General features: G+C 60.2%; 21 protein-coding genes. 13 read left to right on the top strand and 8 right to left on the bottom strand.

The window, feature by feature from the left end:
• Window positions 1-57: 57 nt before the first annotated feature.
• Window positions 58-702, bottom strand: coding sequence for a transposase (locus G5S37_RS29625; protein ID WP_165209793.1), 645 nt, complete (start codon window positions 700-702; stop codon window positions 58-60).
• A 243-nt stretch (window positions 703-945) separates the two neighbouring features.
• On the bottom strand, window positions 946-2,484 hold the full coding sequence (locus G5S37_RS29630) for a tannase/feruloyl esterase family alpha/beta hydrolase (protein WP_206026209.1): 1,539 nt from the start codon (window positions 2,482-2,484) through the stop codon (window positions 946-948).
• Window positions 2,485-2,712: 228 nt separating this feature from the next.
• On the opposite strand from G5S37_RS29630, the gene G5S37_RS29635 reads away from it, so the two are divergent.
• The gene (locus G5S37_RS29635) at window positions 2,713-3,516 is read left to right on the top strand and encodes a rhamnogalacturonan acetylesterase (RefSeq protein ID WP_165209799.1); all 804 of its coding nucleotides are present in this window, start codon (window positions 2,713-2,715) and stop codon (window positions 3,514-3,516) included.
• A 466-nt stretch (window positions 3,517-3,982) separates the two neighbouring features.
• Window positions 3,983-4,999 carry a methyltransferase gene (locus G5S37_RS29640; RefSeq protein ID WP_165209802.1) on the top strand — a complete coding sequence of 339 codons (1,017 nt, stop codon included), beginning with the start codon at window positions 3,983-3,985 and terminating at the stop codon, window positions 4,997-4,999.
• 158 nt (window positions 5,000-5,157) lie between these two features.
• On the opposite strand, the gene G5S37_RS29645 is transcribed toward G5S37_RS29640, so the two are convergent.
• The 5 genes from G5S37_RS29645 to G5S37_RS29665 all read right to left on the bottom strand — a co-directional run bounded on the left by G5S37_RS29645 (window position 5,158) and on the right by G5S37_RS29665 (window position 8,809).
• A complete protein-coding gene (locus G5S37_RS29645; protein WP_165209805.1) occupies window positions 5,158-5,514 on the bottom strand; it encodes a hypothetical protein in 357 nt (118 codons plus the stop codon).
• A 278-nt stretch (window positions 5,515-5,792) separates the two neighbouring features.
• Window positions 5,793-6,347, bottom strand: a complete 555-nt coding sequence (locus G5S37_RS29650) for a hypothetical protein (RefSeq protein ID WP_165209808.1) — start codon at window positions 6,345-6,347, stop codon at window positions 5,793-5,795.
• A 144-nt stretch (window positions 6,348-6,491) separates the two neighbouring features.
• Complete coding sequence (locus tag G5S37_RS29655) at window positions 6,492-7,466, bottom strand: hypothetical protein (protein ID WP_206026210.1); 975 nt, start codon at window positions 7,464-7,466, stop codon at window positions 6,492-6,494.
• A gap of 268 nt (window positions 7,467-7,734) precedes the next feature.
• The gene (locus tag G5S37_RS29660; RefSeq protein WP_165209811.1) at window positions 7,735-8,193 is read right to left on the bottom strand and encodes a hypothetical protein; all 459 of its coding nucleotides are present in this window, start codon (window positions 8,191-8,193) and stop codon (window positions 7,735-7,737) included.
• 250 nt (window positions 8,194-8,443) lie between these two features.
• Complete coding sequence (locus G5S37_RS29665; protein ID WP_206026211.1) at window positions 8,444-8,809, bottom strand: hypothetical protein; 366 nt, start codon at window positions 8,807-8,809, stop codon at window positions 8,444-8,446.
• A gap of 589 nt (window positions 8,810-9,398) precedes the next feature.
• Between G5S37_RS29665 and G5S37_RS29670 the strand changes: the two genes are divergently transcribed.
• Window positions 9,399-9,773: an IS630 transposase-related protein gene (locus tag G5S37_RS29670; protein WP_165201198.1), complete on the top strand. Its 375-nt coding sequence runs from the start codon at window positions 9,399-9,401 to the stop codon at window positions 9,771-9,773.
• Window position 9,774: 1 nt separating this feature from the next.
• Complete coding sequence (locus G5S37_RS29675) at window positions 9,775-10,341, top strand: IS630 family transposase (RefSeq protein ID WP_165201200.1); 567 nt, start codon at window positions 9,775-9,777, stop codon at window positions 10,339-10,341.
• A gap of 748 nt (window positions 10,342-11,089) precedes the next feature.
• Here G5S37_RS29675 and G5S37_RS29680 read toward each other — a convergent pair.
• Complete coding sequence (locus G5S37_RS29680) at window positions 11,090-11,548, bottom strand: hypothetical protein (RefSeq protein WP_165209817.1); 459 nt, start codon at window positions 11,546-11,548, stop codon at window positions 11,090-11,092.
• A 220-nt stretch (window positions 11,549-11,768) separates the two neighbouring features.
• Between G5S37_RS29680 and G5S37_RS29685 the strand changes: the two genes are divergently transcribed.
• From G5S37_RS29685 to G5S37_RS29725, 9 genes are all read left to right on the top strand, one after another.
• Window positions 11,769-12,674 carry an AraC family transcriptional regulator gene (locus G5S37_RS29685; RefSeq protein ID WP_165209820.1) on the top strand — a complete coding sequence of 302 codons (906 nt, stop codon included), beginning with the start codon at window positions 11,769-11,771 and terminating at the stop codon, window positions 12,672-12,674.
• A gap of 125 nt (window positions 12,675-12,799) precedes the next feature.
• Window positions 12,800-13,561 (top strand): glucose 1-dehydrogenase, encoded by a 762-nt coding sequence (locus G5S37_RS29690; protein WP_165209823.1) that lies wholly within the window; start codon window positions 12,800-12,802, stop codon window positions 13,559-13,561.
• Window positions 13,562-13,590: 29 nt separating this feature from the next.
• Window positions 13,591-14,046: a cyclophilin-like fold protein gene (locus G5S37_RS29695; protein ID WP_165209826.1), complete on the top strand. Its 456-nt coding sequence runs from the start codon at window positions 13,591-13,593 to the stop codon at window positions 14,044-14,046.
• 25 nt (window positions 14,047-14,071) lie between these two features.
• Window positions 14,072-15,238 (top strand): NAD(P)-dependent alcohol dehydrogenase, encoded by a 1,167-nt coding sequence (locus G5S37_RS29700; protein WP_165209829.1) that lies wholly within the window; start codon window positions 14,072-14,074, stop codon window positions 15,236-15,238.
• 144 nt (window positions 15,239-15,382) lie between these two features.
• On the top strand, window positions 15,383-15,778 hold the full coding sequence (locus G5S37_RS29705) for a cupin domain-containing protein (protein ID WP_165209832.1): 396 nt from the start codon (window positions 15,383-15,385) through the stop codon (window positions 15,776-15,778).
• 102 nt (window positions 15,779-15,880) lie between these two features.
• Window positions 15,881-16,609, top strand: coding sequence for a TetR/AcrR family transcriptional regulator (locus G5S37_RS29710; protein ID WP_165209835.1), 729 nt, complete (start codon window positions 15,881-15,883; stop codon window positions 16,607-16,609).
• A 232-nt stretch (window positions 16,610-16,841) separates the two neighbouring features.
• On the top strand, window positions 16,842-18,041 hold the full coding sequence (locus G5S37_RS29715) for an efflux RND transporter periplasmic adaptor subunit (protein ID WP_240914745.1): 1,200 nt from the start codon (window positions 16,842-16,844) through the stop codon (window positions 18,039-18,041).
• Between the two features lie 159 nt (window positions 18,042-18,200).
• On the top strand, window positions 18,201-18,467 hold the full coding sequence (locus tag G5S37_RS29720) for a hypothetical protein (protein WP_165209841.1): 267 nt from the start codon (window positions 18,201-18,203) through the stop codon (window positions 18,465-18,467).
• A 91-nt stretch (window positions 18,468-18,558) separates the two neighbouring features.
• Window positions 18,559-21,756 (top strand): efflux RND transporter permease subunit, encoded by a 3,198-nt coding sequence (locus G5S37_RS29725; RefSeq protein ID WP_165209844.1) that lies wholly within the window; start codon window positions 18,559-18,561, stop codon window positions 21,754-21,756.
• Window positions 21,757-21,974 lie beyond the last annotated feature (218 nt).

The following is a 21,974-nucleotide window of genomic DNA, read 5'->3' on the forward strand; positions in this document are numbered from 1 at the left end:
CATAGAACGGTGGACAAGAGTGTCCACGCTCCTTTCGAACGCGAATTGACGCGTTCGTTAAGTCGAGTCTTCTTTGGCCTTCGCGGTCGGCTTCTCCCAATAGAGATATTCTCCTTCGCGCAAACCCGCGAGCACGGGATTCCTGCGGATGTAGTTCATAACCGCATCGAAGTGCTCACCATTTCGAATGAGTCGATCAAAGTAATCAGGCTGCCAGAAGGGTTCTAACTCGGAGAGACCCGCCTTGTGGATCATGCCCGAGGACACACCCTTCCATCCTTGCAGAATGTCAGGCAACAATTGCCCCACTCGCATGGACACAAGGACGTGCACATGATTGGGCATCACCACGAAGTTAATCAGATCATACCTTACCTCGTTAAAGTGCAGAAGACGCCCTGCTACCACCTGAGCAACACGTCCGTCACGCATGGCACAGCAACCATGCCCCGAGTCCAGCCATCTTTCGAACGGCTTGGTGAAGCGTTCGTGGTACTCCCTTTCCACGCTTTCTTCCCAAGGCTGGGGATGGCTTGCTTTGAAGGCTCCGCTCTCGCGTCGCCACTCGTTCAGCACCTCTGCAGGAATCGAGTCTGAAAGCCGATAATTGACCATCACAGGACAAGCTCCCTGCTGCCAGTGCGGAAGCTTGTGGCGAGTAGCGGAAACGTCCAGTCGCGGATTGAAGTACGGAACCTCCATCACTTCACTATTACAGCGCATGGAAAAACAATCAAGGTGGGTTCGTCAAAGGGGCGTGGACACTCTTATCCGCCGTTCTGTGGCATTGCTTCAGTCTTTGGTGTGGAGTAGTTCAATGTCGCGGGTCAAAAGCTGCTGATGGCACGCGGCCTTGCCTGCATGACGGCACGAGATAGTACATCAGGGGTGGCGGACAAGAGTGTCCGCGCTCCTTTGTAGGGAGGCTGCGCCCCCGGCTCCCCCTCACTCCGCCGCCTTCCCACGGAATCTCTCCGCCACACGCTCCACGCCACCACGTGGGCCGGCCACTTCCACGAATCCCTTCCCTCCCGTAGCCGCATCCACCGCCGCTTTCGCCGGATAGGGATACAGCGGGATCTCAATCGCCGTCCGCCCGTCCACGATGCGCTGCGCCTGAATCTTCCCGGGCGCTGCATTCTTCTCACGCCAGTCCATCACGAGCTTCAGCATGCTCGGCAGTTTGTTGATGCCTGGGCCCGGACCGTGCGCCATGCCAGGAACGAAGTAGAGCCGCGCGAACGACTGCGCCTTCTCTACCGAGCCGAAGTGCTCCACCACACGCTCGTAATAATCCAGCGTGGCATGATACGGCACCACGGAGTCCGCCGAGCCGGTGATCATGAGAATCTTCCCGCCACGTGCTTCAAACGCACTGAGATCCGCATTCTCCGCGTTCAGATAAGGAGCGAGCTCTGCGGTGTAGGTATCGATGTCCTTGCCGAAATCAATCGTCGTGAGGTCCTTCTCCTTCCCGAAGACCCACTGGAAAAGATACAGGTGCCCATGCGCACTCTTGAAGTCCGCACCGAAGGGGATGCCGCAGAAGATGCGCTCGCCCGTCACTGCATGCTTCGGTCCGCTGAAGAGCTTCCGCATCGCATCCGCGTGCTGGTCGGTGAGTGTCGCATCCTTCGTGCGGGCCAGTGCGATCACGGCCTCAATATCCTGCGCGGTGCAACGCGGGTCAGACACCATCTTCCCTGCCGTCTGCGGCAGTTCGCGTGAGGCCATGTATTCATTTCCTGCGGCGATGACGGCCTTCTCCTGCTTCTCCGTGAAGGGACAGGCGCGCAGTATCTGGTCATTCCACAGGAAGTAGGCATGCAGCGGCGTGCGGCAGTGCGCGGGCACATTTGCCACGATGCCGTCATAATCCTCCGGATACCGCTGCGCCTCCTGCAGCGCCTGCTGACCACCGGTGGAGCCGCCGTTGAAGTACGAATACTCCGGCGCCTTTCCGTAGTAGGCCTTGATGAGATCCTTCGCCGCCACCGTCATGAGATGCGTGGCGCGATAGCCAAAGTCCTTCCACACTTCGCGATTCCCAATGCCCGAGTCCGAGTTCGGCGCGGTGCCCATGTCCGTGGTGGCCACGGCGAATCCCTGACTCAGCGGTCCCGCCAGGCTGTCTGGATTGATTTTCCCCGCCGAACCGCCATTGCCCAGACCGATGAAGCGCCCATTCCACTTGTCCCCATCCGGCAGCCAGGCTTCCACCTTGATGTTCGACCCCTTCGCCGGTTGCAGCAGCAGATTCACCACGATGCGCGCCGGCTGCTCACCCGCCGCGATGTGCCCCACGAACACAATCTTCCCGGACTCAATTTGCAGCGACCGGAGCCTCGCCGCCCCCTCCTCCGCCGGTGACACCGCCTGTGCTTTCGGTGGGGCCTTCGTCCCCTCCTTCGCCAGAATTGGCATGGCCACAGTTCCGCACAACAACACAGAGAAGGACGTCAGGAGCAGGGAATGAGGTTTCACAGTGGGGAGAGAGGGGAAGGTTTCGCGGAGAGATTAACCAACGCATCAACCACCACACAACAAACATCTCCGCCCACGGATTCACGAAATTCCAGACTCGCCACCGTGCCTCCCCTCTCCACTTTCGTTGGAATGTCCCCGCGTTTGCAACGTTGATCGCAGTCCGCACCGCATCTTCATCTCCTCATCCTTCGCCAACGCCCCCTCGTGAGATCCCTGTCCCTCTCCATGCCCTCCCTCGCTGCGACCATCATCGCAGCCGCCATCACCTGTGCGCCCTTCCTTTCCCCGCGCACCGTCACGGCTGCGGAAGCGAAACCAGTACCCGCATCCTCTGAAAAAATCATCCTCGTCGGCGACTCCACTGTGGCCTCGAAGTCCGGCTGGGGAGACGCGTTTGGCAAACTCGCCCGGTCCGAAGTGACCGTGGTGAACCTCGCCCTGGGAGGCCGCAGCTCGAAGAGCTTCCGTGATGAAGGCCACTGGCAGAAGGTGCTCGACGCGAAGCCCGCGCCCACGTGGGTGCTCATCCAATTCGGTCACAACGACCAGCCCGGCAAAGGACCCAAGCGCGAGACGGATGCGAAGACCACCTTCCGCGAGAACCTCGCCCGCTACGTGACCGAGGTGCGGGCCATGGGTGCGCAGCCCGTGCTCATCACCTCGCTCACACGACGCAACTTCAATGCGCAGGGCCGCATCGAGCCCGGACAGGCCACCATCATCCGAAATGAAGATGGCCAGGATGAGCAGCGCCCCGACCTCCTCGCGCAATACGCCGAGGGCACTCGCGCCGTGGCTGCCGAGCTCAAGGTGCCTCTGCTGGATCTGCACGCCCGCAGCATCGAGCAGATGAACCAGCTCGGTCCGGAAGCAGCCGTCGCCTTCGATGCGAAGTCGCGAAACCCCGCCGCTCCAGACAAGACCCACCTCTCGGAGAAAGGCGCAGAGGAAACGGCGAAACTCATCGCAGATGAGGTTCGCAAGAACGTACCGGCGCTCGCCAAGCTCTTGCAGGCTCCTGCGCAGTGATCGTGGTATGAACTAGCGCCCGCACACAACCATGCAGACAAGACAACGCATGGCCCAGGCTCAAGGAGTGGGGACATTCCTGTCCCCATTTGGTGTGTATGCGGCAAGCCAACAGAGCGCCGCATGGCTGCACAGGTTAAGGTCGCAAAACAGCAGAGCAGCAAAGTAAGCTGAAGCGGTGTGCTGTGAGCAAGTGAGGTGCGCTGGGTGAGCGCTGGATCAGGGGTGTGCACCAAAAAAATGGGGACAGGGATGCCCCCACTCCTTGAGGCTGTGCACACGTCACACCGCACGCACTTCTTTTGCGCCTCTTTGCGGCCAATCCTTTCCGCAACAAATCACCCGCACAGGAAGAAACCTGCAATTCCGTCGCACCCGCCCCCGTCACACTCCTGCCTACACGGAAAACTTTCCTCACCTCGCCCCTCACCCGCACCCTTCCATCACTCCATTCCACTCCGTTCCCATGCTCAATCCCTCTCCCATCCTCCAGACCGCGTTCGGTTTCTGGAACTCGAAAGTCCTCCTCACCGCCGTTGAGTTCGGCCTCTTCACCACGCTCGCGGGCAAGCAGCTCACCGGGGCCGAGCTCGCCAGTGCCCTGCAGCTCCACCCGCGTGCTGTGCCGGATTTTTTCGATGCACTCGTCGCCATGAAGTTCCTGGACCGCGATGGCAACGGCCCACAGTCACGCTATTTCAACACGCCGGAGGGCGACCTCTTCCTCGTGGAGAGCAGCCCGCGCTACATCGGAGGCATCATGAAGATGCTCAATGCTCGCCTCTTCAAATTCTGGCATGACCTCCCCGAGGCCCTGCGCACTGGCAAGCCCCAGAACGAAATCAAACACAACCAGCGTGGCATGTTCGAGGAGCTCTACTCCGACCTCCCGCGCCTGGAGCAGTTCATGGGCGCCATGACCGGCCTGTCGCGCATGAACTTCGAGGCCTTCGCGGACAAGTTCGACTTCTCACCCTACCGCACCCTCTGCGACATCGGCGGCGCCACCGGTCTGCTCTCCACGGAGGTGGCCAAGCGCCACCCCTATCTCCACTGCACCAGCTTCGACCTGCCCGAGGTGGAGCCCATCGCGCAGAAACACATTGCCGCCGTGAACCTGCAGGACCGCGTGAACACCGCGCACGGCGACTTCTTCAAGGACCCCCTGCCCAAGGCGGACGTCATCACCATGGGCATGATCCTCCATGACTGGAACCTGGAGAAAAAGAAGCACCTCATTCGCGCGGCGTACGACGCCCTGCCACCCGGCGGCGCCTTCGTGGCCATCGAAGCCCTCATCGACGACGCCCGCCGTGAGAATGTGCAGGGCCTCCTCATGTCGCTGAACATGCTCATCGAGTTCGGCGATGCCTTCGACTACTCCGGAGCCGACTTCCGCGAGTGGTGCACCGAGGCCGGCTTCACCCGCTTCGAAGTCATCCCCCTCGCCGGCCCCTCCAGCGCCGCCGTGGCGTACAAATGATGCCCAGGAAGTAGGATGTGATATACTGTATCACATCCCACCAGTGAGCGCATCCTCTCAAGGATCGGGGACATTCCTGTCCCCGCAGCGTGTTGCAGCCGACGCTGCGGAACCCAACAACGCAGCCAATTTGGACTGCTGGAACATGAGGGACCGCCCTACCTCACCGGACTGAGCTCCGCAGCCGCAGCCCTCATGGGCCGGTAGTACCTCTCCAATTCCGCCTTCACCTCCATGCGCAGCCGCAGCCGCATCTTGCCTGCCGCATCATCCTCGACATCCATCACGTAGTGCGGATACACGCCCAGGATGTTTCTCTTCTTCACACTCCGCACGCTCTCCCAGGATACCAGGAACGGCAGGTGGAACAAGACGGAAGGACCCTCCCGAAAAACATACACCCCCTCCTCCGCAAAGACGACCAGGGCACTGCTCCGATACACGACCAGCCACCGGGCAAGACCGCCAAACTGCAGCATGGGCACAGCGTAGGCCTCTCCCTCGGGCGGCACCATCGCAGAATGTTCCCTCGCAAACCTCCGCCACCCCAGGAACGAACTCCCAAAACTCACGCTCCCAACGAAGGCAATGAAAGCCAGCCCCATCAACAGCACAGGGCCCACGGAAGACCACAGCCCAGAGGACACCATTTGCAGCGAGAACAGCGACAGCGGAAGCAGCACTCGCAAAGTATCCCCCGCTCAGAGTTCACCTGTCAAGACAGCAGGGAAAGCGACCTTCTGTCAGACTCACCCAGTCCTCCTGCGTTTCCTTGTGGCCATCCTCACTCTCCTCAAGCCCTCGGCTCCACTACTTCATTGAACCTCACTCCCACTCCCACCACCATCCCTCGCCGGTGATCCTCGCGATGCCCCCTCGGGAATGCTCGGCGCGCCTGCGGCGTCGGATGTTCCGGCCGGTAGTGCCTGAAGAAATCGTCCTCCATCTCCTTGGAGAGCCACAGGCGCAGGCGCCCCTGGGCATCTTCTACTTCCACGATGAAACGGTTGCCGCGCAAGGGGCATCCCTTTTTCCGCAGCCGGCGCACGCTCTTCCACGACAGGAGAAAGGGCGCATGGAACGCCCGGTGCACCCACGACGCCGAGAAATGGATGCCCTCCTCCGCAAAGACCACCCGCACCGAATTCCGATACCAGCCCATGAAGCCAAGTCTCACCCGGACAGCACGGTGCACCTCCCCCACTGGCTGGGTCCTTGCCCGACACTTCCTGGCAAACGACCGCCAGCCCGCGCAGGAAACCAGCAGGCAAGCCCCCAGCCAGATACCCACCACGATCAGCGGAAACAGGAACCAGGCCTCCTGAATTCGTAATGCAGAGAAGGACATAGGAACGGTGGAAAAAGTGGCGGCACCCTTTGTGCCAATTCACCTGACGGCCCCACTCCATCGTTCCAAATGCCCATTCAATCAAGGGTCCGGCAATGGCAGGCAGGGACCCTCAACCACAGGCATGAAACCAAAAAAGTCACCTCACGACCTCGGCTCTGCCATCAGGGTCGCTGATGCTGCGGCCACGGTCGCGGTGATCGTCGCAAGCATTGGCACCGTTACCGGCACTGTTTTGGGCACATAGAAACTCACGGTTGGTTCCGGTGCTGGTGCAGGTGCGGGCACTGGCGCTGGCACCGGCATTGGCGGTGGTGCAGCAGCGGGAATAGGGGCACTGACATTCACTTTGGCATACACTGGTGCTCCTACCGACACAGGCGCGCTTACCGGTACGGGTGCTCCTACCGACACGGGTGGCGCTTTCGCTCCGCTGCTACCACCAGCCTGCATGCCCATGCCCACGATGGTGAAGAGGCTGGGATAGGTGGCGGGAATGGTATTCACTTCGACTTCTGCGTCGATGCCGGCGCCAGGATTCGCGTTTTTATTCTCATTCTCATTCGCACTCTCTGCCACACCCACCGTGGCGCCCACGCTTTCCCCTTCAGGATTCTCCTGGGGCTGATCCTTCGGGAACGCCCGGCGCGCAATCGGCTTCGGCTTCTGCGGCCAGTAGTACTTCAGAAAATCTTCCTCCATCTCCTTCGAGAGCAACAGGCGGATGGGCCCCTCCTCATCTTCCACTTCCACGATGAGGCGTTTGCCGCGCTGCTTGAAGCCAGCCTTCTTCCGGATGCGGCGCACACTCGTCCACGGCAGCAGAAAGGGCGCATGGAACACGCGCAACATGAACGGCACGGAAAAGTAAATCCCCTCCTTCGTGATGACCGCCCGCACCGAGTTCCGATACGAACCGACGAATTCAAACTTCACCGAGGGCACCAGGTGCACCGTCCCCTCCGGCTGCATCCGGCCCCGGTCCCCCGTCGGATACTTCCGCGCAAACCACCGCCAGCCCATGCAGGAAATCAGGAAACAACCGCCCAGCCAAAAGCCCACCACAATCAGCGGAAAAAGCATCCAGAACTCCTGAAGGCGGGGAGCGGTGAGCAGCATAGAGTAGTAAAGCGAGATTTGGAATCAGGCGTTGGCTGGAGCAACTGTCAAACCAACTCCCCTCCACTGAATGTCTCTTCAGAGGATAGGCATACATATGCGACATCTCGATAAGGCGCCCCCTTACAAGACATCATCCCACCCAAGGAGCGGCAGCTTCAGCCGCCGATGGGGAGAGTGATCCCCGTACTCCGCAATGCGGCGAAAGGTCTGCCATCTCCCCTTTCCCAACTCTTGAGCCTTTTTTGCGTCTCTTTGCGGCTAAGTCCTAATCCTTCCCACCCGCCGACACCGACTCTGGCTGGGGCAGCCAATACTTCTGCAGTTCCTCCCCAGCCTCCGCCGGGAGATACAGCTCGATGGAGCCCGTATCCTCATCATCCACCACCTCCACCTGGTAGCGGTCCTCCACGAAATAGCCGCGCCTCTTCTCCACGCTCCGCACACTCGACCACGGCAGGAGGAAGGGCGAATGAAAGAGCCGGAACGGCAGGATTGCACGGAAGTAGATCCCTTCCTCCATCAGAATGACCCGCACCATGTAGCGATACCATCCCCGGCCGATGCGAAACCCCATCTTCGGAACGTCATGCACCGTCCCCAGTGGCCCGAGCTTGATCGTCTTCTTCCCGAGCGCCTGATACTTCCTCGCAAACCGTTCCCATCCCGACCGCGCCACGAAAAAGCACACCACCACCCACAGCCCCACCCCAATCACGGGGAACATCAAGACTTCCCAAAGACTCAGCGTTGCTAATGCGGGCGAGGACATACGCGGAAACGGGAGCTGAAGCTGTGGGGGGAACAGCGACACGAAAGTCTACCACAGCAGGCCACCACGGGGAAAGAGCAACCATGAGTGCCCACGCTCCTTTGAGCAACGAGCAGCCGCCAGCCCGGACACCATCCCCACCCTTCCGAACCTCTTGCGTCTCTTTGCGGCCAATCCCCAGTCCTCAGTAACCACGAACCAATCATCACCCCACCCGCTGCAGCCGTTCCGGCGGGAGATGGTTCAGCAGTGCCTGCTCCGCCGCTTTCGACAGCCGTAGCCCGATGTCGCCTCCCATGTTCACCAGGACCAGTTCGTAGTACCGCCCCCTTAGGAAGCTCTTCTTCTCCTCCACCCGCTCCACGCCCTCCCACGGCAGCAGAAACGGCGGATGAAACATCCGGAACGGGAGCGACACATAAAAGTACATCCCCTCTTGGGTGAAGATGACCTGCACCACATTGCGGTAACCGCCGAGCAACATGCCAAATTGAACTCCCGGCACGTTGTACGCCTTTCCCTCTGGCCGCACCCGGGCCGGATACCTCTCCGCCAGCCCTCCCCATCCCATTCCTGAAATGATCGCCGAAACGAGCACCCATCCGCGATGAACACCACCGGGAACCAGACGAAGAAATAGGGAGGAGCTTGCGAGCCGGCAGCCATCGTCATGCCTCACCTCTACCACAAGAAGTGAAACCCGTGCCTCGCCAAAGTGCCTCACCGCTGCCCCCAGCGCGTGAATCAATCAAAACCCGAGCGCGCAGCGCCCAATCCAATCTCCAAGGGCCTGCCACCCGCAACCCACCCCGCTCATTCCCACCCTGAGCCGCCGTTGAATTGAAAGGAGCGTGGACACTCTTGTCCGCCGTTCCGCCGTCCGGCTTGTTCCTTTGTCCTGGAGAAAGACAGCTCCGCGCATCAGAAGCTGCTGATGGCACACGGCCTTGCCCGCCGCGACCACCTCCCACAGCAACTGGCTGATTCACTATCAGATGGGCGTGAAGAAGGACGGCACCCTCTTGAAATACCGCGAGTCCATCGAAGGCCGTCCTCCCAAGCCGAAGTCGCATCCAGAGCCACAGCCAACTCCGAAACCAAGGACTAGAGCGTTTTCTATTTAATTTGTCGCACATTAAGGATGGTGTAGAGTGGAGTTCATGAAGAGCTTCAGTCTGGATCTGCGCAAGCGACTGGTGGCCGGGCGACGCCGGGGACAAAGTGCCGAAGAACTCGCGCGACTCTTTGGCGTTTCCAAACGCAGTGTAGAACGCTTCTGGAAGCGTCATGTGCAAGAGGGCACTGTGGAACCCAAGCAGCGAGGTGGATACCGGCGCTCGCGTCTCGAGGGGCATGATGAGGTGCTGCATCAATGGATCACCCAACAACCTGATCTGAGTCTGGAGGAGATGTGTGAGCGTTTGAGCAAGCAGTTGGACATCCGCATTGGCACCACTGCCCTGTGGCATCGGCTTGAGAAGCTGGGCTTGAGCTATAAAAAAAACGCTTCACGCCGCCGAGCAAGAGCGGCCTGATTTGCAAGTCGCACGCCAGCTCTGGCGTGAGCAGCAGCCCCAATGGGACGGCCATCAACTGGTCTTCTTGGATGAGACAGGACTCAACACCAAAATGAGTCGGCTGTATGGGCGTTCTACTCGTGGACAACGCTGCCGCTGTGCGGTGCCCTTCGGCCACTGGCATACGGCGACATTGGTAGTGGCGCTGCGGCATGACCGCCTCTGTGCTCCTTGTGTTCTGGATGGTCCCATGAATGGACCTGCTTTTCTGGCCTACATCGAGCAGTTCCTGGCTCCGCAACTGGCCGCTGGCGACATGGTGATCTGCGATAACCTGGCCAGCCACAAAGTCAGTGGAGTGGCGCAGGCCATCGAAGCACGAGGAGCGCGCTTGATTTATCTGCCGGCGTACAGCCCTGACCTCAATCCCATTGAGATGGCCTTTGCCAAGCTCAAAGCCCACCTGCGCCGCGCAGCCCAACGCACTTTTGAAGGCCTGGAAACAGCCGTCGCACAAGCCCTGGACACTTTCTCACCAGAGCACTGCGCCAATTTTTTTCGTCATGCCAACTATGCGACAAATTAAATAGAAAATGCTCTAGGACTAGGACTGGAGCGGTTTAATTAAGTTACAGTGCAGCCATTTTTGTCTTGGGACGCGCCACCCCAACCGCGACGAGCGGTCGCAGCCACAGCCACAGCCTGAATCATCCGCCACACGGCAGTAAGTCTTGGTACTACTGTGGCTGCGACCGCTGGTCGCGGTGCGGCAAGTCACCCTGATCCAAGGCCAAGGCTACGCCCACCACCCCTAAACGCTTCGCCGCACCTCATCCCGCCCCGGCAACCACCCGAATAGAAAGGCGCTACGCGCAAACGATGTCTCGATTCACGCTGAGGGCAGCGTGAGCCACCTTGGCAAAGCCCCCCTTGTGCGTCTTTTCGCGGCGAACCCTCAAGGAGCGGCTGCTTTAGCTGCCGAAGGTGACCCACCCCACTCACCCGACCATGGTGAATATGGCGAACATGGTGCCATTTCCCTAAACCCCTCAGCTTCCTTTCGATTCTCAGAACTCTGCGGAATCTCCCCATATTCGCCATGTTCCCCATGCCAACCCTCTCCAGAGTGATGGAAGTGACAAATGTGAATGTGTTCCAAAAAGTCTGTAGGAAAAATTCTATAGGAATACTTTTTAGAACAGGGTCACGATCGTCATTTCCGTCACTGGACCTTGGGAAACGGAACTCACCCCCAAGGAGCGGCTGCTTTAGCTGCCGTTGGCCGGGAGCTCAAAGGTGCGGAGCCAAGGATCGGGGCACTCCTGTCGCCTCATTCATTCCACCCGATGCAGCCGCCCCTCCGGAAGGTACCTGCACAACTCCTGCTCCAGCTTCTCCGGCAGCCACAGTTCCATCGAATCCTCCGTGCCCCCGCCCTCCACCACCACCTGGAAGTAGCGCCTGCGGGAAGAAACCTTCACTTCCTCCACCCGTCGCACACGCTCCCAAGGCAGCAGAAACGGCGGATGAAAGGGGCGGTAAAGGAACCGCATGTGCAGGTACAGGCCTTCCTCGGCGAACACCACCCGAACGACGTTCTTGTACGACGCCATCGTATCGCCAAACCGCGCCGCCGGCGCCTTGTAGGACTTCCCCGGTGGACGATGGGCGACCGGATACGCACGGGCAAAGGCCTTCCACCGGGGAGAAACGAGAAACCAAACGACCAGCCAGCCGCTCACAGCAGTCATGGGGAAACAAAGGTCCCAAGGCAGGTCATCGGTTGCGGGCATGGCCCATCCATACCGGCCTCGTCCGAACAAGCCAAGAGGACAATCTCGAGGGGTGGTGTCCCAAAGCCACAGAAAGGAACGTGCGGATGAATCGGCATCGACAATCTCGCCCTCGGTGGCCGTGATGGATTCCATTCAATTCCTACAGCCGGGTGGCGAATTCACCCTTCGCTGTTGATGCGCTGCCCCGCACATCATAACCTGTGGTCGTCTCCCATCCGTGAACACGCCGGAAAGAACCACTGCCGCTGCTTTCCCTCGCTATTCCACAGGCGAAGTCATCGCCGATAGTGCTGCACTCCACTGGCCCGGACTCTATGCACGGCGCTACCGGCACCAACGCGTAGTCGACCGCTTCCTCGTGCCCGCCACTCCCGAGCCATTGATTTCCTGTGCCCTGTCTGGCTCGGCGGAATTCCGTGAGCGCGAACTCGGCGAAAACTGGGTCACTCGGCACATCGGCAAGGGACACATTTTCATCACGCGTGCGAAGGCACCCTATGAGGTCCGCTTCAAATCTCCCGCCGGAGAAGAGTTGGAGGTGATCCAAGTGCACGTCGCCGTGGAACCTTTTCTCACCGCGCTGGAAGCTGCCCATCCCGGCAAAACCACCGAAGTAGAAGTCGTCGACTTTTCCGGCCATGACGAGGCACTTTTCCATCTGTGCTTTGCGTGCGCGGAAATGCTCGCCGCAAAAACACCGGGAAACTCTAGGCACATCAGTGATCTCACAAACCTGCTCGCCTCCTACCTGGTCGAGAAATACACCAATGCGGCACCGGAGAAAACGGACTTCCGCGGGGGACTGCCCATCAGACAACTGCGCAAGATTGAAGGCTATATCGGCGAACACCTCGCTGAAGAAATCTCCGTCGAGACACTGGCCAGCCTCACCGGTCTCAGTGTGTTTCACTTCTCACGCGAATTTAAACACGCTACCGGGATGACGCCCTTGCAGTTCGTGACGCGAGAGCGCATCACCCGCGCGGAAATGCTTCTCCGCGAGACATCGCTAAGCATCATCGATATTGGAATGGAGACCGGCTATACGAATCCAAGCTATTTCAGCAAGGTGTTCGCACGTGTCGCAGGCGTGACACCCAGCGTCTTCCGAAATTCGCTCTGAGATCGCTGTGTTCATTTGCAGCAAGATCGTGTCAGGCGGAGCAGGATCACGCGAGCAGCGGCCGCCGCCTGTGGGATGATTCTCTCGCAACCTGACATCACATCAGGCGAACGAGAACCACCCAAATGAACATATCCTTTCAAAACAAAGTTGCGCTCGTCACAGGTGCGGGCTCAGGAATGGGGCTGGCAACCGCAAGGGCATTTGCAGAAGCAGGCGCATCCGTTGCGCTTGCGGACCTGGATGAGGGTGCGGTGCGCTCCGCGGCAGCAGCGCTTCGCGCTTCCGGTCATGATGCCATCAGCGTCCGCTGCAACGTCGCCGATGAATCCGAGGTGGCAGCGATGATTGAGCAAACGGTGTCCAAGTTTGGGCGCCTTGATGCCGCTTTCAACAACGCCGGCATCCAGTCACCGGCCCTCGAAACAGCCGACGTTAACAACGATGAGTTCGACCGCGTGCATGCGGTCAACTTGCGCGGCGTGTGGAACTGCATGAAGCATGAACTGCTCCATATGCGCGCACAGGGCAGTGGCGCGATTGTCAACAATTCCTCCATCGGTGGTCTCATCGGACTTCCGGGTCGCGCGGCCTATCATTCTACCAAACACGGTGTGTTGGGCCTCACCAAGAGCGCCGCCCTGGAGTACGCCTCCCGTGGCATATGCATCAACGCGATCTGTCCCGGGACCATTGATACGCCCATGGTGAAGGAGATGCTCGCCAAGGAGCCGGATGCCATGAAGGAAATCCTGAGGAGCCAGCCGATTGGGCGCTTGGGTCGGGTGGAGGAAATCGCCTCCGCAGTTCTCTGGCTTTGCAGCCCTGGCGCGGGTTTCGTGATTGGCCATGCGCTGGTGATTGATGGCGGATACACCGCACAGTGAGACACTAAAACATCCAAAGGAGACTCGCGATGAAAGGACATATCCTGCTGACCAGCATGCTGGCGATGACACTCGTTCACCCTGCCGCTGGAGCTGACAAAAAGCCCCCAACTGATGGAAAGCCCATGAAGATTGCCCTCAAGGTGAATGACAGGTCATTCGAAGCCACGCTGCTCAACAACCAGACCGCACGCAACTTCGCATCTCTGCTTCCGCTGACGCTCACGATGAATGACCTCTTCAGCAGGGAAAAATTCGCACACCTGCCACGCGCCATTTCCACCGGGGGAGAACGCACCTTCACCTACAGCGTCGGCGATATCGCCTACTGGTCACCCGGTGGGGACGTAGCTTTGTTCTATCGGCACGACGGTCAGGAGATTCCCAAGCCTGGATTGATTCTCATTGGGAGAATGGATGTGAGCGCGGATGCCTTTAAAGGCCCGGGCTCGGTGCAAGTGCGGATTGAGGCGGTGAACAAGTAGAAGAAACCCAACCAACATGGAGACCATGAACCACACAACAAAAACAAGAAGGAGATTCATCCAGATGTCCACCGCCCTCGGTGGTGGAGCACTGCTCACCGGAGTTCCGCAACTTTTTTCACAACAGATGAAACAGAAGAACGTGTTATCAAAAGGTTATGCCGGCAAGGATACATCAGGACTGCTGACCTCATGGTCCTTCGAGCGAAGACCTGTCGGCGATGATGATGTCCTGATTGACATCAAGTATTGCGGCATCTGCCACTCCGATATTCACCAGATCAAAGGGGACTGGGGTCCGCAAAAGTATCCTCAGGTACCTGGACACGAGATCGCTGGAGTCGTCGCAGCCGTGGGCGAGAATGTCACCCGATTCAAAGTTGGAGACCAGGCGGGCGTTGGCTGCATGGTGGACAGTTGCGGCACCTGCGAAAGCTGCAAGCACGGTGAAGAGCAGCATTGCGACAAGGAGAGCACCGTCTTCACCTACGGTTATCCGGAAGCGACGTCTCCCACGGGCATCAGCCAGGGTGGCTATGCCACCAACATCGTGGTGAAGGAACGCTTCGCAATAAAGATACCGAACAGCATCCGCCTGCAGGACGCTGCTCCTCTCCTCTGCGCTGGAATCACCACCTATTCACCGCTGATGAAGTCCTCCATCAAAAGGGGCGACAAGGTCGGTGTCGCTGGCATCGGCGGCCTCGGGCATCTCGCCGTCAAGCTGGCAGTCGCCAAAGGCGCAGATGTTTATGCATTCACCACTTCGCCCGATAAGGTGAAGGACATCCTGTCCTTCGGAGCCAAGGAAGCGATCGTAGTAACGGATACCAGCGTACTCAAACCGCACTACAAGTCCCTGGACTACATGGTTTCCACCATTCCGGTGAACTTCGACGTGGCTGCTTACGCCTCGCTGGTGAAACCCTACGGCAATTTCATTCAGGTGGGCATGCCAGCGAAGGGAGAGGTGACGATCAATAACTTCGCCTTCAACAGGAACCGGGTGCGCTACAGCACCTCGCTTATCGGCGGCATTCCGCAGACACAGGAGGTGCTCGACTTCTGTGCGGAGCAGAAACTGTATCCGCAGATTCAAATCATCTCGTCTGCAGAAATCAACGGCGCCTGGACCAAGGTGCTCAACAAAGAGGCCCGGTACCGGTACGTCATCGATACCTCGACGATCTGACGAGGACACCGCAACTGCAATGCCATGCGATACTCACGTCGCGCAGTTCTGAAAATTTCCGGCGCTACCGTTCTGGCGGCAGGGTCCGGCCTCCCATCTGCAACTACGCTTTTAGAAGCCATCACACGCCAAAAGGAGTCCACTATGAATATTAAACGAATTGGCTCACAACCCTCCGCCAAAGGTCCCTCGGACTGGTTTACCGGTACCGTGCGCATTGACCCTCTGTTCCAAGCACCCGCCCCCGCTCGCGCTGCCGGTGCCAGTGTCACCTTCGAGCCGGGAGCCCGCACCGCCTGGCACACCCATCCACTGGGACAAACGCTCATTGTCACCGCAGGCTGTGGCCGCGCACAATGCGAAGGTGGCCCCATTGCGGAAATCCGCCCCGGTGATGTGGTGTGGTTCCCGCCCGGAGTGAAGCACTGGCACGGGGCTACACCCACCACCGCCATGACCCACATCGCGATTCAGGAAGCGCTCGATGGTAAGGTGGTCGACTGGATGGAACAGGTGAGCGACGCTCAATACGAAAAATAGGGAGCACGTACCTACTTCGTTCCCAAGTTTTTGTGAGAAGCTGCCTCGCACAATTTCAAATTCCCGCTTGCATTTGACTAAACAGTCAACTATCATCCACCCATGGGCAGAACCAGCGATGCCAAAGAACGCCTCCTCGAGGCGGCGCTGGATCTTATCTGGGAGCGCAGTTACGGGGTCGTGACCATCGACAACATCTGCGAGGCGGCCAAGGTGAAGAAGGGGAGCTTTTATTACTTCTTCAGTTCCAAGGCCGAACTGGCCGTGGCCACCCTGAACAACCACTGGGCGAACTATGGCCGGGCGAAGTGGGACGAAATGTTCTCCCCCAGCCTGCCGCCGCTGGTGCGCATCCGCACCTTCATGCAGTCCGTGCATGACAGCCAGGAGGAGATTCGCGCTGAGTACGGCCGCGTGCTCGGGTGCCCGTGCTTTTGCCTTGGGACTGAGCTGGCTCACGACGATGAAGCCTTGCGTAGTGTGGCCCAGGACATCCTTGCCAAGCAGCTCCGCTACTTCGAGTCAGCCATCCGCGATGCCCAGGCAGAAGGCGTGGTGAACCCCGGCGATGCCAGCATGAAGGCGCGCTGCCTCTTCGCCCTGTTCGAGGGGTCCCTCGCGCAGGCCCGCATCCAGGATGACCTGGAGATTCTCCGCACGCTGCCGGATACCGCCATGGACTTGCTGGGCGTAGCCCCGGCGAACATCCCCGCCTGCCTTCCCAAGGTCTCCTGCGCGGCGGCGGCTGCAACTTCCCCGGCATCCGCCCCCGCGGGGTCGCCCGTATCTGCCCCTGATATTGCGGCAACTCCCTCCCTGGCGACGGCCTAGCTGGCTGAGCCATCCCGGGGCTCCCTGCCCCACCGTATCCCGTTCGTTTCCAACGCTTCCTGCCCCTTTTTTCGCGCGATTTTGTTTACCATCTAGTCAACTACTAAAGACCTGATTGAATCCCATGAGCACTCAAGACCTCCAAGAAAGCCCTGCCAGTTCGGAATTAGAAAGCAGCCGTGGGCAGGCGACGGCCGAGCCCCTGACCCCATCCGCATCCGCCCCGCGGAGCGTGCCGACCAGCACGAGCAAGAAGACCCCGTGGATCGCCGCCGGTGTGGCCGTGGCGGTGATTGGCGGGCTGACGTACCTGACCGCCGGCGAGACCTCCACGCATGAGGGTTCCTCTTCCTCCGCAAAAGAAGCCGCCGCGCCTGCCACACCGCCCGCGCCCCGCGTGACGGTCTCCACCGTGGAGGAACGCACCGTGACGGAAACCCGCGAGCTGCTGGGCCGCGTGGATGCCCGTGAGACGGTGGAGGTGCGCCCGCGTGTCTCCGGCCACATCCAGGAAGTGAAGCTGCAGGCCGGTCAGCTGGTGAAGCAGGGCGAGGTGCTCTTCACCATCGACCCGCGCTGGTACCAGGCGCAGTATGACCTTGCCAAGGCCGCCGTGGACGGCGCGAAGGTGCGCGTGCGCATTGCCGAGCGTGATGCGCGTCGTGCCGATGACCTCCTGAAGAGCCGCGCCATCTCCGTGGAGGAGGCGGACACGCGCACTTCGAAGTTGGAGGAAACCCGCGCCGAGCTCGCCGCTGCGGAGGCCACGCTGTCCTCCGCCCGCCTGGACCTGGAGTACACGGAAGTGCGCGCACCCATCAGCGGACGCGTGAGCCGCGCCTATGTGACCGCGGGCAATCTCATCTCCGGCGCCCCCAGTGGCGGCACCGTGCTGACGACGATTGTTTCCGATGGCGACATGTATGTGTACGCGGACGTGGATGAAGCCACCCTGCTGAGCTACAGCCGCCTGGACCGCGAAGGCCGCCTGCGCAAGGAGAACGGCCGCATCCCGGTGGAGATGCAGCTCAGCGATGAGACGGGCTATGTGCATCGCGGTTATGTGGAGTCCTCCGACAACCGCGTGGACCCCGGCACGAGCAGCCTGGTACTGCGCATGGTCTTCCCCAATCCGGAAGGCAAGCTCGTCGCCGGTCTCCCCGCCCGCGTGCGTCTCCCCGTGAGCGCGCCGCAGCCCACGCTGCTCATCACCGAGCGCGCCATCGGCACGAATCAGAGCCAGAAGTACGTCTTCACCGTGGACAACACGGAGAAGGTGAACCAGCGCCCCGTGAAGCTCGGCCCCGTGATCAATGGACAGCGCGTCATCCGCGACGGCCTGCAACCCGGCGACCGCGTGATCGTGAATGGCCTGCAGCGCGTGACCGCGGGCATGGTGGTGAATGCGGAGAGTTCAGTCGCGATGAAGTAACGCCCACCTCTCAAGGAGTGGGGGCATTCCTGCCCCCATTTCATGGCGCTCCACGCGCCACCATCTCCTGATACACCCTATCATCCCGGCCCACCCCGCCGGCCACAGCCGCCGCTTTGCCTTTTTCCCAAGCACCCTTCCCCACCTCTCGAAAAACTCATGCACACGGAAACACTGCCGACCTCAGCAAAGGAGCGCGGACACTCCTGTCCGCCACGACTGATGCACCAGCTCCCGGCCTTCCAATGGAGCGGCCAGGCAAGTCCACGGCTGTATCTCCGCGACATGGAAGGCGGCCTCTTCCCTCCGGCACGAGACCAGCAAATCACGCCGCAGACCAGCGGACAAGAGTGTCCGCGCTCCTGTGATCACAGCGAAGCGGACGACCTCTATTTCTTCTCCCACTACGCCGCCCTCGCCGCCTAGCAACGCGAGCCTCTCCCATCTCGCACCACGCTTCCTCCGCGTTTCGAAATCAGAAATCTCAAATCAAAAATCATCAATCCCGTCCCGTGTCATGAACTTCTCGGACTTCTTCATCAAGCGCCCCATCTTCGCGGGCGTGTTGTCCATCATCATCTTCCTGGTGGGCGCCATCTCCATGCTGCGCCTGCCCATCAGTGAGTATCCCGAAGTGATCCCGCCCACGGTGGTGGTCACGGCGAAATATCCCGGCGCGAATCCGAAGACCATCGCAGAGACCGTTTCCACACCCCTGGAGCAATCCATCAATGGCGTGGAGAACTCACTCTACATGTTCTCCCAGGCCACGAGTGATGGCACCATGACGCTGACCATCACCTTCGCCCTGGGTACGGACCCGGACAAGGCGCAGGTGCAGGTGCAGAATCGTGTGGCGCAGGCGCTGCCGAAGCTGCCGGAGGAAGTCACGCGCAACGGCGTGGTCACCGCAAAGAGCTCGCCGAACCTCACCATGGTGGTGCACCTCTTCTCCCCCGATGGTCGCTATGACGATGTGTATGTGAGCAACTACGCCACGCTCCAGGTGAAGGACATTCTCACGCGCCTGCCCGGTGTGGGCCTCGTGCAATCGTGGGGCGCAGGTGAATACGCCATGCGTGTGTGGCTGGACCCGAACAAGCTCGCCTCCCGCAATCTCACCACGGGCGATGTGATTTCGGCCATCCGCGAACAGAACGTGCAGGTGGCCTCCGGCGCCGTGGGCAAGCAGCCGAATGGAAACGGCGCGGACACGGAACTGCTCATCAATACCAAGGGCCGCCTCGTGAACGAAGACGAGTTCGGCGAGATCATCGTGAAGATTGGCGCGCGTGGTGAGCGCACCCTGCTGCGCGACATCGCCCGCATCCAGCTCGGCGCGAATGAATATGCGCTGCGCTCGCTCCTGGCGAACAAGACCGCCGTGGGCATCGGTGTCTTCCAGCTTCCCGGGTCGAATGCCATCGAGCTCTCCGACAACGTGCGCAGGACGATGGCGGACCTCAAGAAGGAATTCCCCGAAGGACTCGACTACGCCATCGCCTATGACCCCACGGTTTTCGTGCGCAGCTCCATCGAGGCGGTGGTGCACACACTTCTCGAAGCCATCCTGCTCGTGGTGCTGGTGGTGATTCTCTTCCTGCAGACGTGGCGTGCCTCCATCATCCCGCTCGCGGCTGTACCCGTGTCACTCGTGGGTACCTTCGCGGTGATGAGCGCACTCGGCTTCTCCATCAATGCACTCTCCCTCTTCGGTCTGGTGCTGGCCATCGGCATCGTGGTGGATGACGCCATCGTGGTGGTGGAGAATGTGGAGCGCAACATCGCGCTCGGGAAGTCTCCCTTCGAAGCGACACGCACTGCCATGCGCGAAGTGACGGGCCCCATCGTGGCCACGGCGCTGGTGCTCTCCGCGGTGTTCATTCCCACGGCCTTCATCAGCGGATTGACGGGACAGTTCTATAAACAGTTCGCTTTGACCATCGCCATCTCCACGGTGATCTCCGCGTTCAATTCGCTCACGCTCTCGCCCGCCCTGAGCGCACTGCTGCTGCGCGACCACCATGCGCCGAAGGATGCGCTCACGCGTTTCATGGACAAGGCGTTCGGCTGGCTCTTCCGTCCCTTCAATCGTTTCTTCGACTGGGCGTCGCACAAATATTCCAACGGTGTCGCGCGTCTCATCCGCGTGAGTGTGGCCGCGTTGATTGTGTATGGCGGCCTGCTCTTCTTCACCGGTCATGTGTTCAAGCAGGTGCCCTCGGGCTTCGTGCCTTCGCAGGACAAGCAGTACCTCGTGGCCTTTGCGCAGCTTCCGGATGCCGCCTCACTCGAACGCACGGATGAAGTGATGCGCCGGATGGGTGAAATCGTCGCGCAGCATCCCGGCATCGAGACCTCGCTGGCCTTCCCCGGCCTTTCCATCAACGGCTTCACGAACAGTCCGAACAGCGGGATCATCTTCCCCATGTTGAAGGACTTCAAAGAACGCAAGGGCAAGCCCGGCATGTCCGGCGAGGAGATTGCGAAGGACCTGCAGGCGAAGTTCAATGAGATCCAGGATGCCTTCGTCGCCGTGTTCCCTCCGCCGCCGGTGAATGGTCTCGGCACCACGGGTGGCTACAAGCTCTATGTGGAGGACCGCGCTGGCCTCGGCTATGACGAGCTCTACAAGGCCACGCAGGATCTCATTACCAAGGCGAACCAGACGCCCGGGCTCGCGGGCATGTTCTCCAGCTTCACCATCAATACCCCGCAGCTCGATGTGGAAGTGGACCGCGCGAAGGCGAAGCAGCAGGGTGTGCCACTCGCGAATATCTTCGAAGCCATGCAGGTGAACCTGGGCTCGCTGTATGTGAATGACTTCAACCGCTTTGGCCGCACGTATCAGGTGATTGCGCAGGCGGATGCCGAGTTCCGCGCAACCTCGGAGGACATCATGCGCCTGAAGACGCGCAACGCCGCCGGCGAAATGGTGCCACTCGGCTCACTCGTGAAGGTGGAGGAGACCTACGGCCCCGACCGCGCCATGCGCTACAACGGCTATGCTGCAGCGGACATCAGCGGTGGCGCTGCTCCTGGGTATAGCTCCGGCCAGGCAGAGGCCATTCTGGAGAAGCTCGCCGCGGAGACCCTGCCGAAGGGCATGGTGCTCGACTGGACGGACCTCACCTATCAGCGCATCATCGCGGGGAATACAGGACTCTATATTTTCCCGCTGAGCATCCTGCTCGTGTTCCTTGTGCTCGCCGCGCAGTATGAGAGCTTCCGCCTGCCCTTCGCCGTGCTGCTCATCGTGCCCATGGCCCTGCTCTCTGCGATGCTCGGCGTGTGGCTCACCAAGGGCGATAACAACATCTTCACGCAGATCGGTTTGATCGTGCTCATCGGTCTCGCCGCGAAGAATGCGATTCTGATTGTGGAGTTTGCCGTGAAGCTTCGCGAAGAAGGCAAGGGCATCGTAGAAGCCGCACTCGAAGCGTCACGCTTGAGGTTACGCCCCATCTTGATGACGAGCATCGCGTTCATCGCGGGTGTGTTCCCCCTGGTGGTCTCCACCGGCGCCGGCGCCGAAATGCGACAGGCGATGGGTGTGGCCGTGTTTGCCGGGATGATTGGCGTGACGCTCTTTGGCTTGTTCCTGACGCCCATCTTCTATGTGGTGTTGGAGAAGCTCGGGATGAAGAAGGTGAAGAGCGCGACGCCTACGACTGCGCATGAGAATACACCTGCGGAGACCATCGTGACCGCCTAAGCGATTGGTGTGGATCTGTGTGGCGAAGCCACCTTGGACTGCGGCAGCCTGCTGCCGCAGTCCAGAGTCCACAGCCTGCTGTGGCGATGATGGCACCCGTTCGTGAGGTGAAAACACCCCATAAGCGAGTAGCCCACAAAGTGGGGCAGGAATGCCCCCAGTCCTAGGGCAAGGCCGCGCAACATCCTGGAAGAGCATGACGCTCCACCAAGGGGCGC

It is taken from the genome of Roseimicrobium sp. ORNL1 (assembly GCF_011044495.1).
GTDB lineage: Bacteria > Verrucomicrobiota > Verrucomicrobiia > Verrucomicrobiales > Verrucomicrobiaceae > Roseimicrobium.

Coding starts and splice junctions, on each gene's coding strand:
- G5S37_RS29660 (WP_165209811.1), bottom strand. CDS start 8,193: ATGTTCCCCGTGATTGGGGTGGGGCTGTGGGTGGTGGTGTGCTTTTTC.
- G5S37_RS29650 (WP_165209808.1), bottom strand. CDS start 6,347: ATGTCCTTCTCTGCATTACGAATTCAGGAGGCCTGGTTCCTGTTTCCG.
- G5S37_RS29635 (WP_165209799.1), top strand. CDS start 2,713: ATGCCCTCCCTCGCTGCGACCATCATCGCAGCCGCCATCACCTGTGCG.
- G5S37_RS29700 (WP_165209829.1), top strand. CDS start 14,072: ATGAACCACACAACAAAAACAAGAAGGAGATTCATCCAGATGTCCACC.
- G5S37_RS29680 (WP_165209817.1), bottom strand. CDS start 11,548: ATGCCCGCAACCGATGACCTGCCTTGGGACCTTTGTTTCCCCATGACT.
- G5S37_RS29725 (WP_165209844.1), top strand. CDS start 18,559: ATGAACTTCTCGGACTTCTTCATCAAGCGCCCCATCTTCGCGGGCGTG.
- G5S37_RS29710 (WP_165209835.1), top strand. CDS start 15,881: ATGGGCAGAACCAGCGATGCCAAAGAACGCCTCCTCGAGGCGGCGCTG.
- G5S37_RS29695 (WP_165209826.1), top strand. CDS start 13,591: ATGAAAGGACATATCCTGCTGACCAGCATGCTGGCGATGACACTCGTT.
- G5S37_RS29625 (WP_165209793.1), bottom strand. CDS start 702: ATGGAGGTTCCGTACTTCAATCCGCGACTGGACGTTTCCGCTACTCGC.
- G5S37_RS29655 (WP_206026210.1), bottom strand. CDS start 7,466: ATGCTGCTCACCGCTCCCCGCCTTCAGGAGTTCTGGATGCTTTTTCCG.
- G5S37_RS29720 (WP_165209841.1), top strand. CDS start 18,201: ATGCACACGGAAACACTGCCGACCTCAGCAAAGGAGCGCGGACACTCC.
- G5S37_RS29705 (WP_165209832.1), top strand. CDS start 15,383: ATGAATATTAAACGAATTGGCTCACAACCCTCCGCCAAAGGTCCCTCG.
- G5S37_RS29670 (WP_165201198.1), top strand. CDS start 9,399: ATGAAGAGCTTCAGTCTGGATCTGCGCAAGCGACTGGTGGCCGGGCGA.
- G5S37_RS29645 (WP_165209805.1), bottom strand. CDS start 5,514: ATGGTGCCGCCCGAGGGAGAGGCCTACGCTGTGCCCATGCTGCAGTTT.
- G5S37_RS29665 (WP_206026211.1), bottom strand. CDS start 8,809: ATGGGATGGGGAGGGCTGGCGGAGAGGTATCCGGCCCGGGTGCGGCCA.
- G5S37_RS29640 (WP_165209802.1), top strand. CDS start 3,983: ATGCTCAATCCCTCTCCCATCCTCCAGACCGCGTTCGGTTTCTGGAAC.
- G5S37_RS29690 (WP_165209823.1), top strand. CDS start 12,800: ATGAACATATCCTTTCAAAACAAAGTTGCGCTCGTCACAGGTGCGGGC.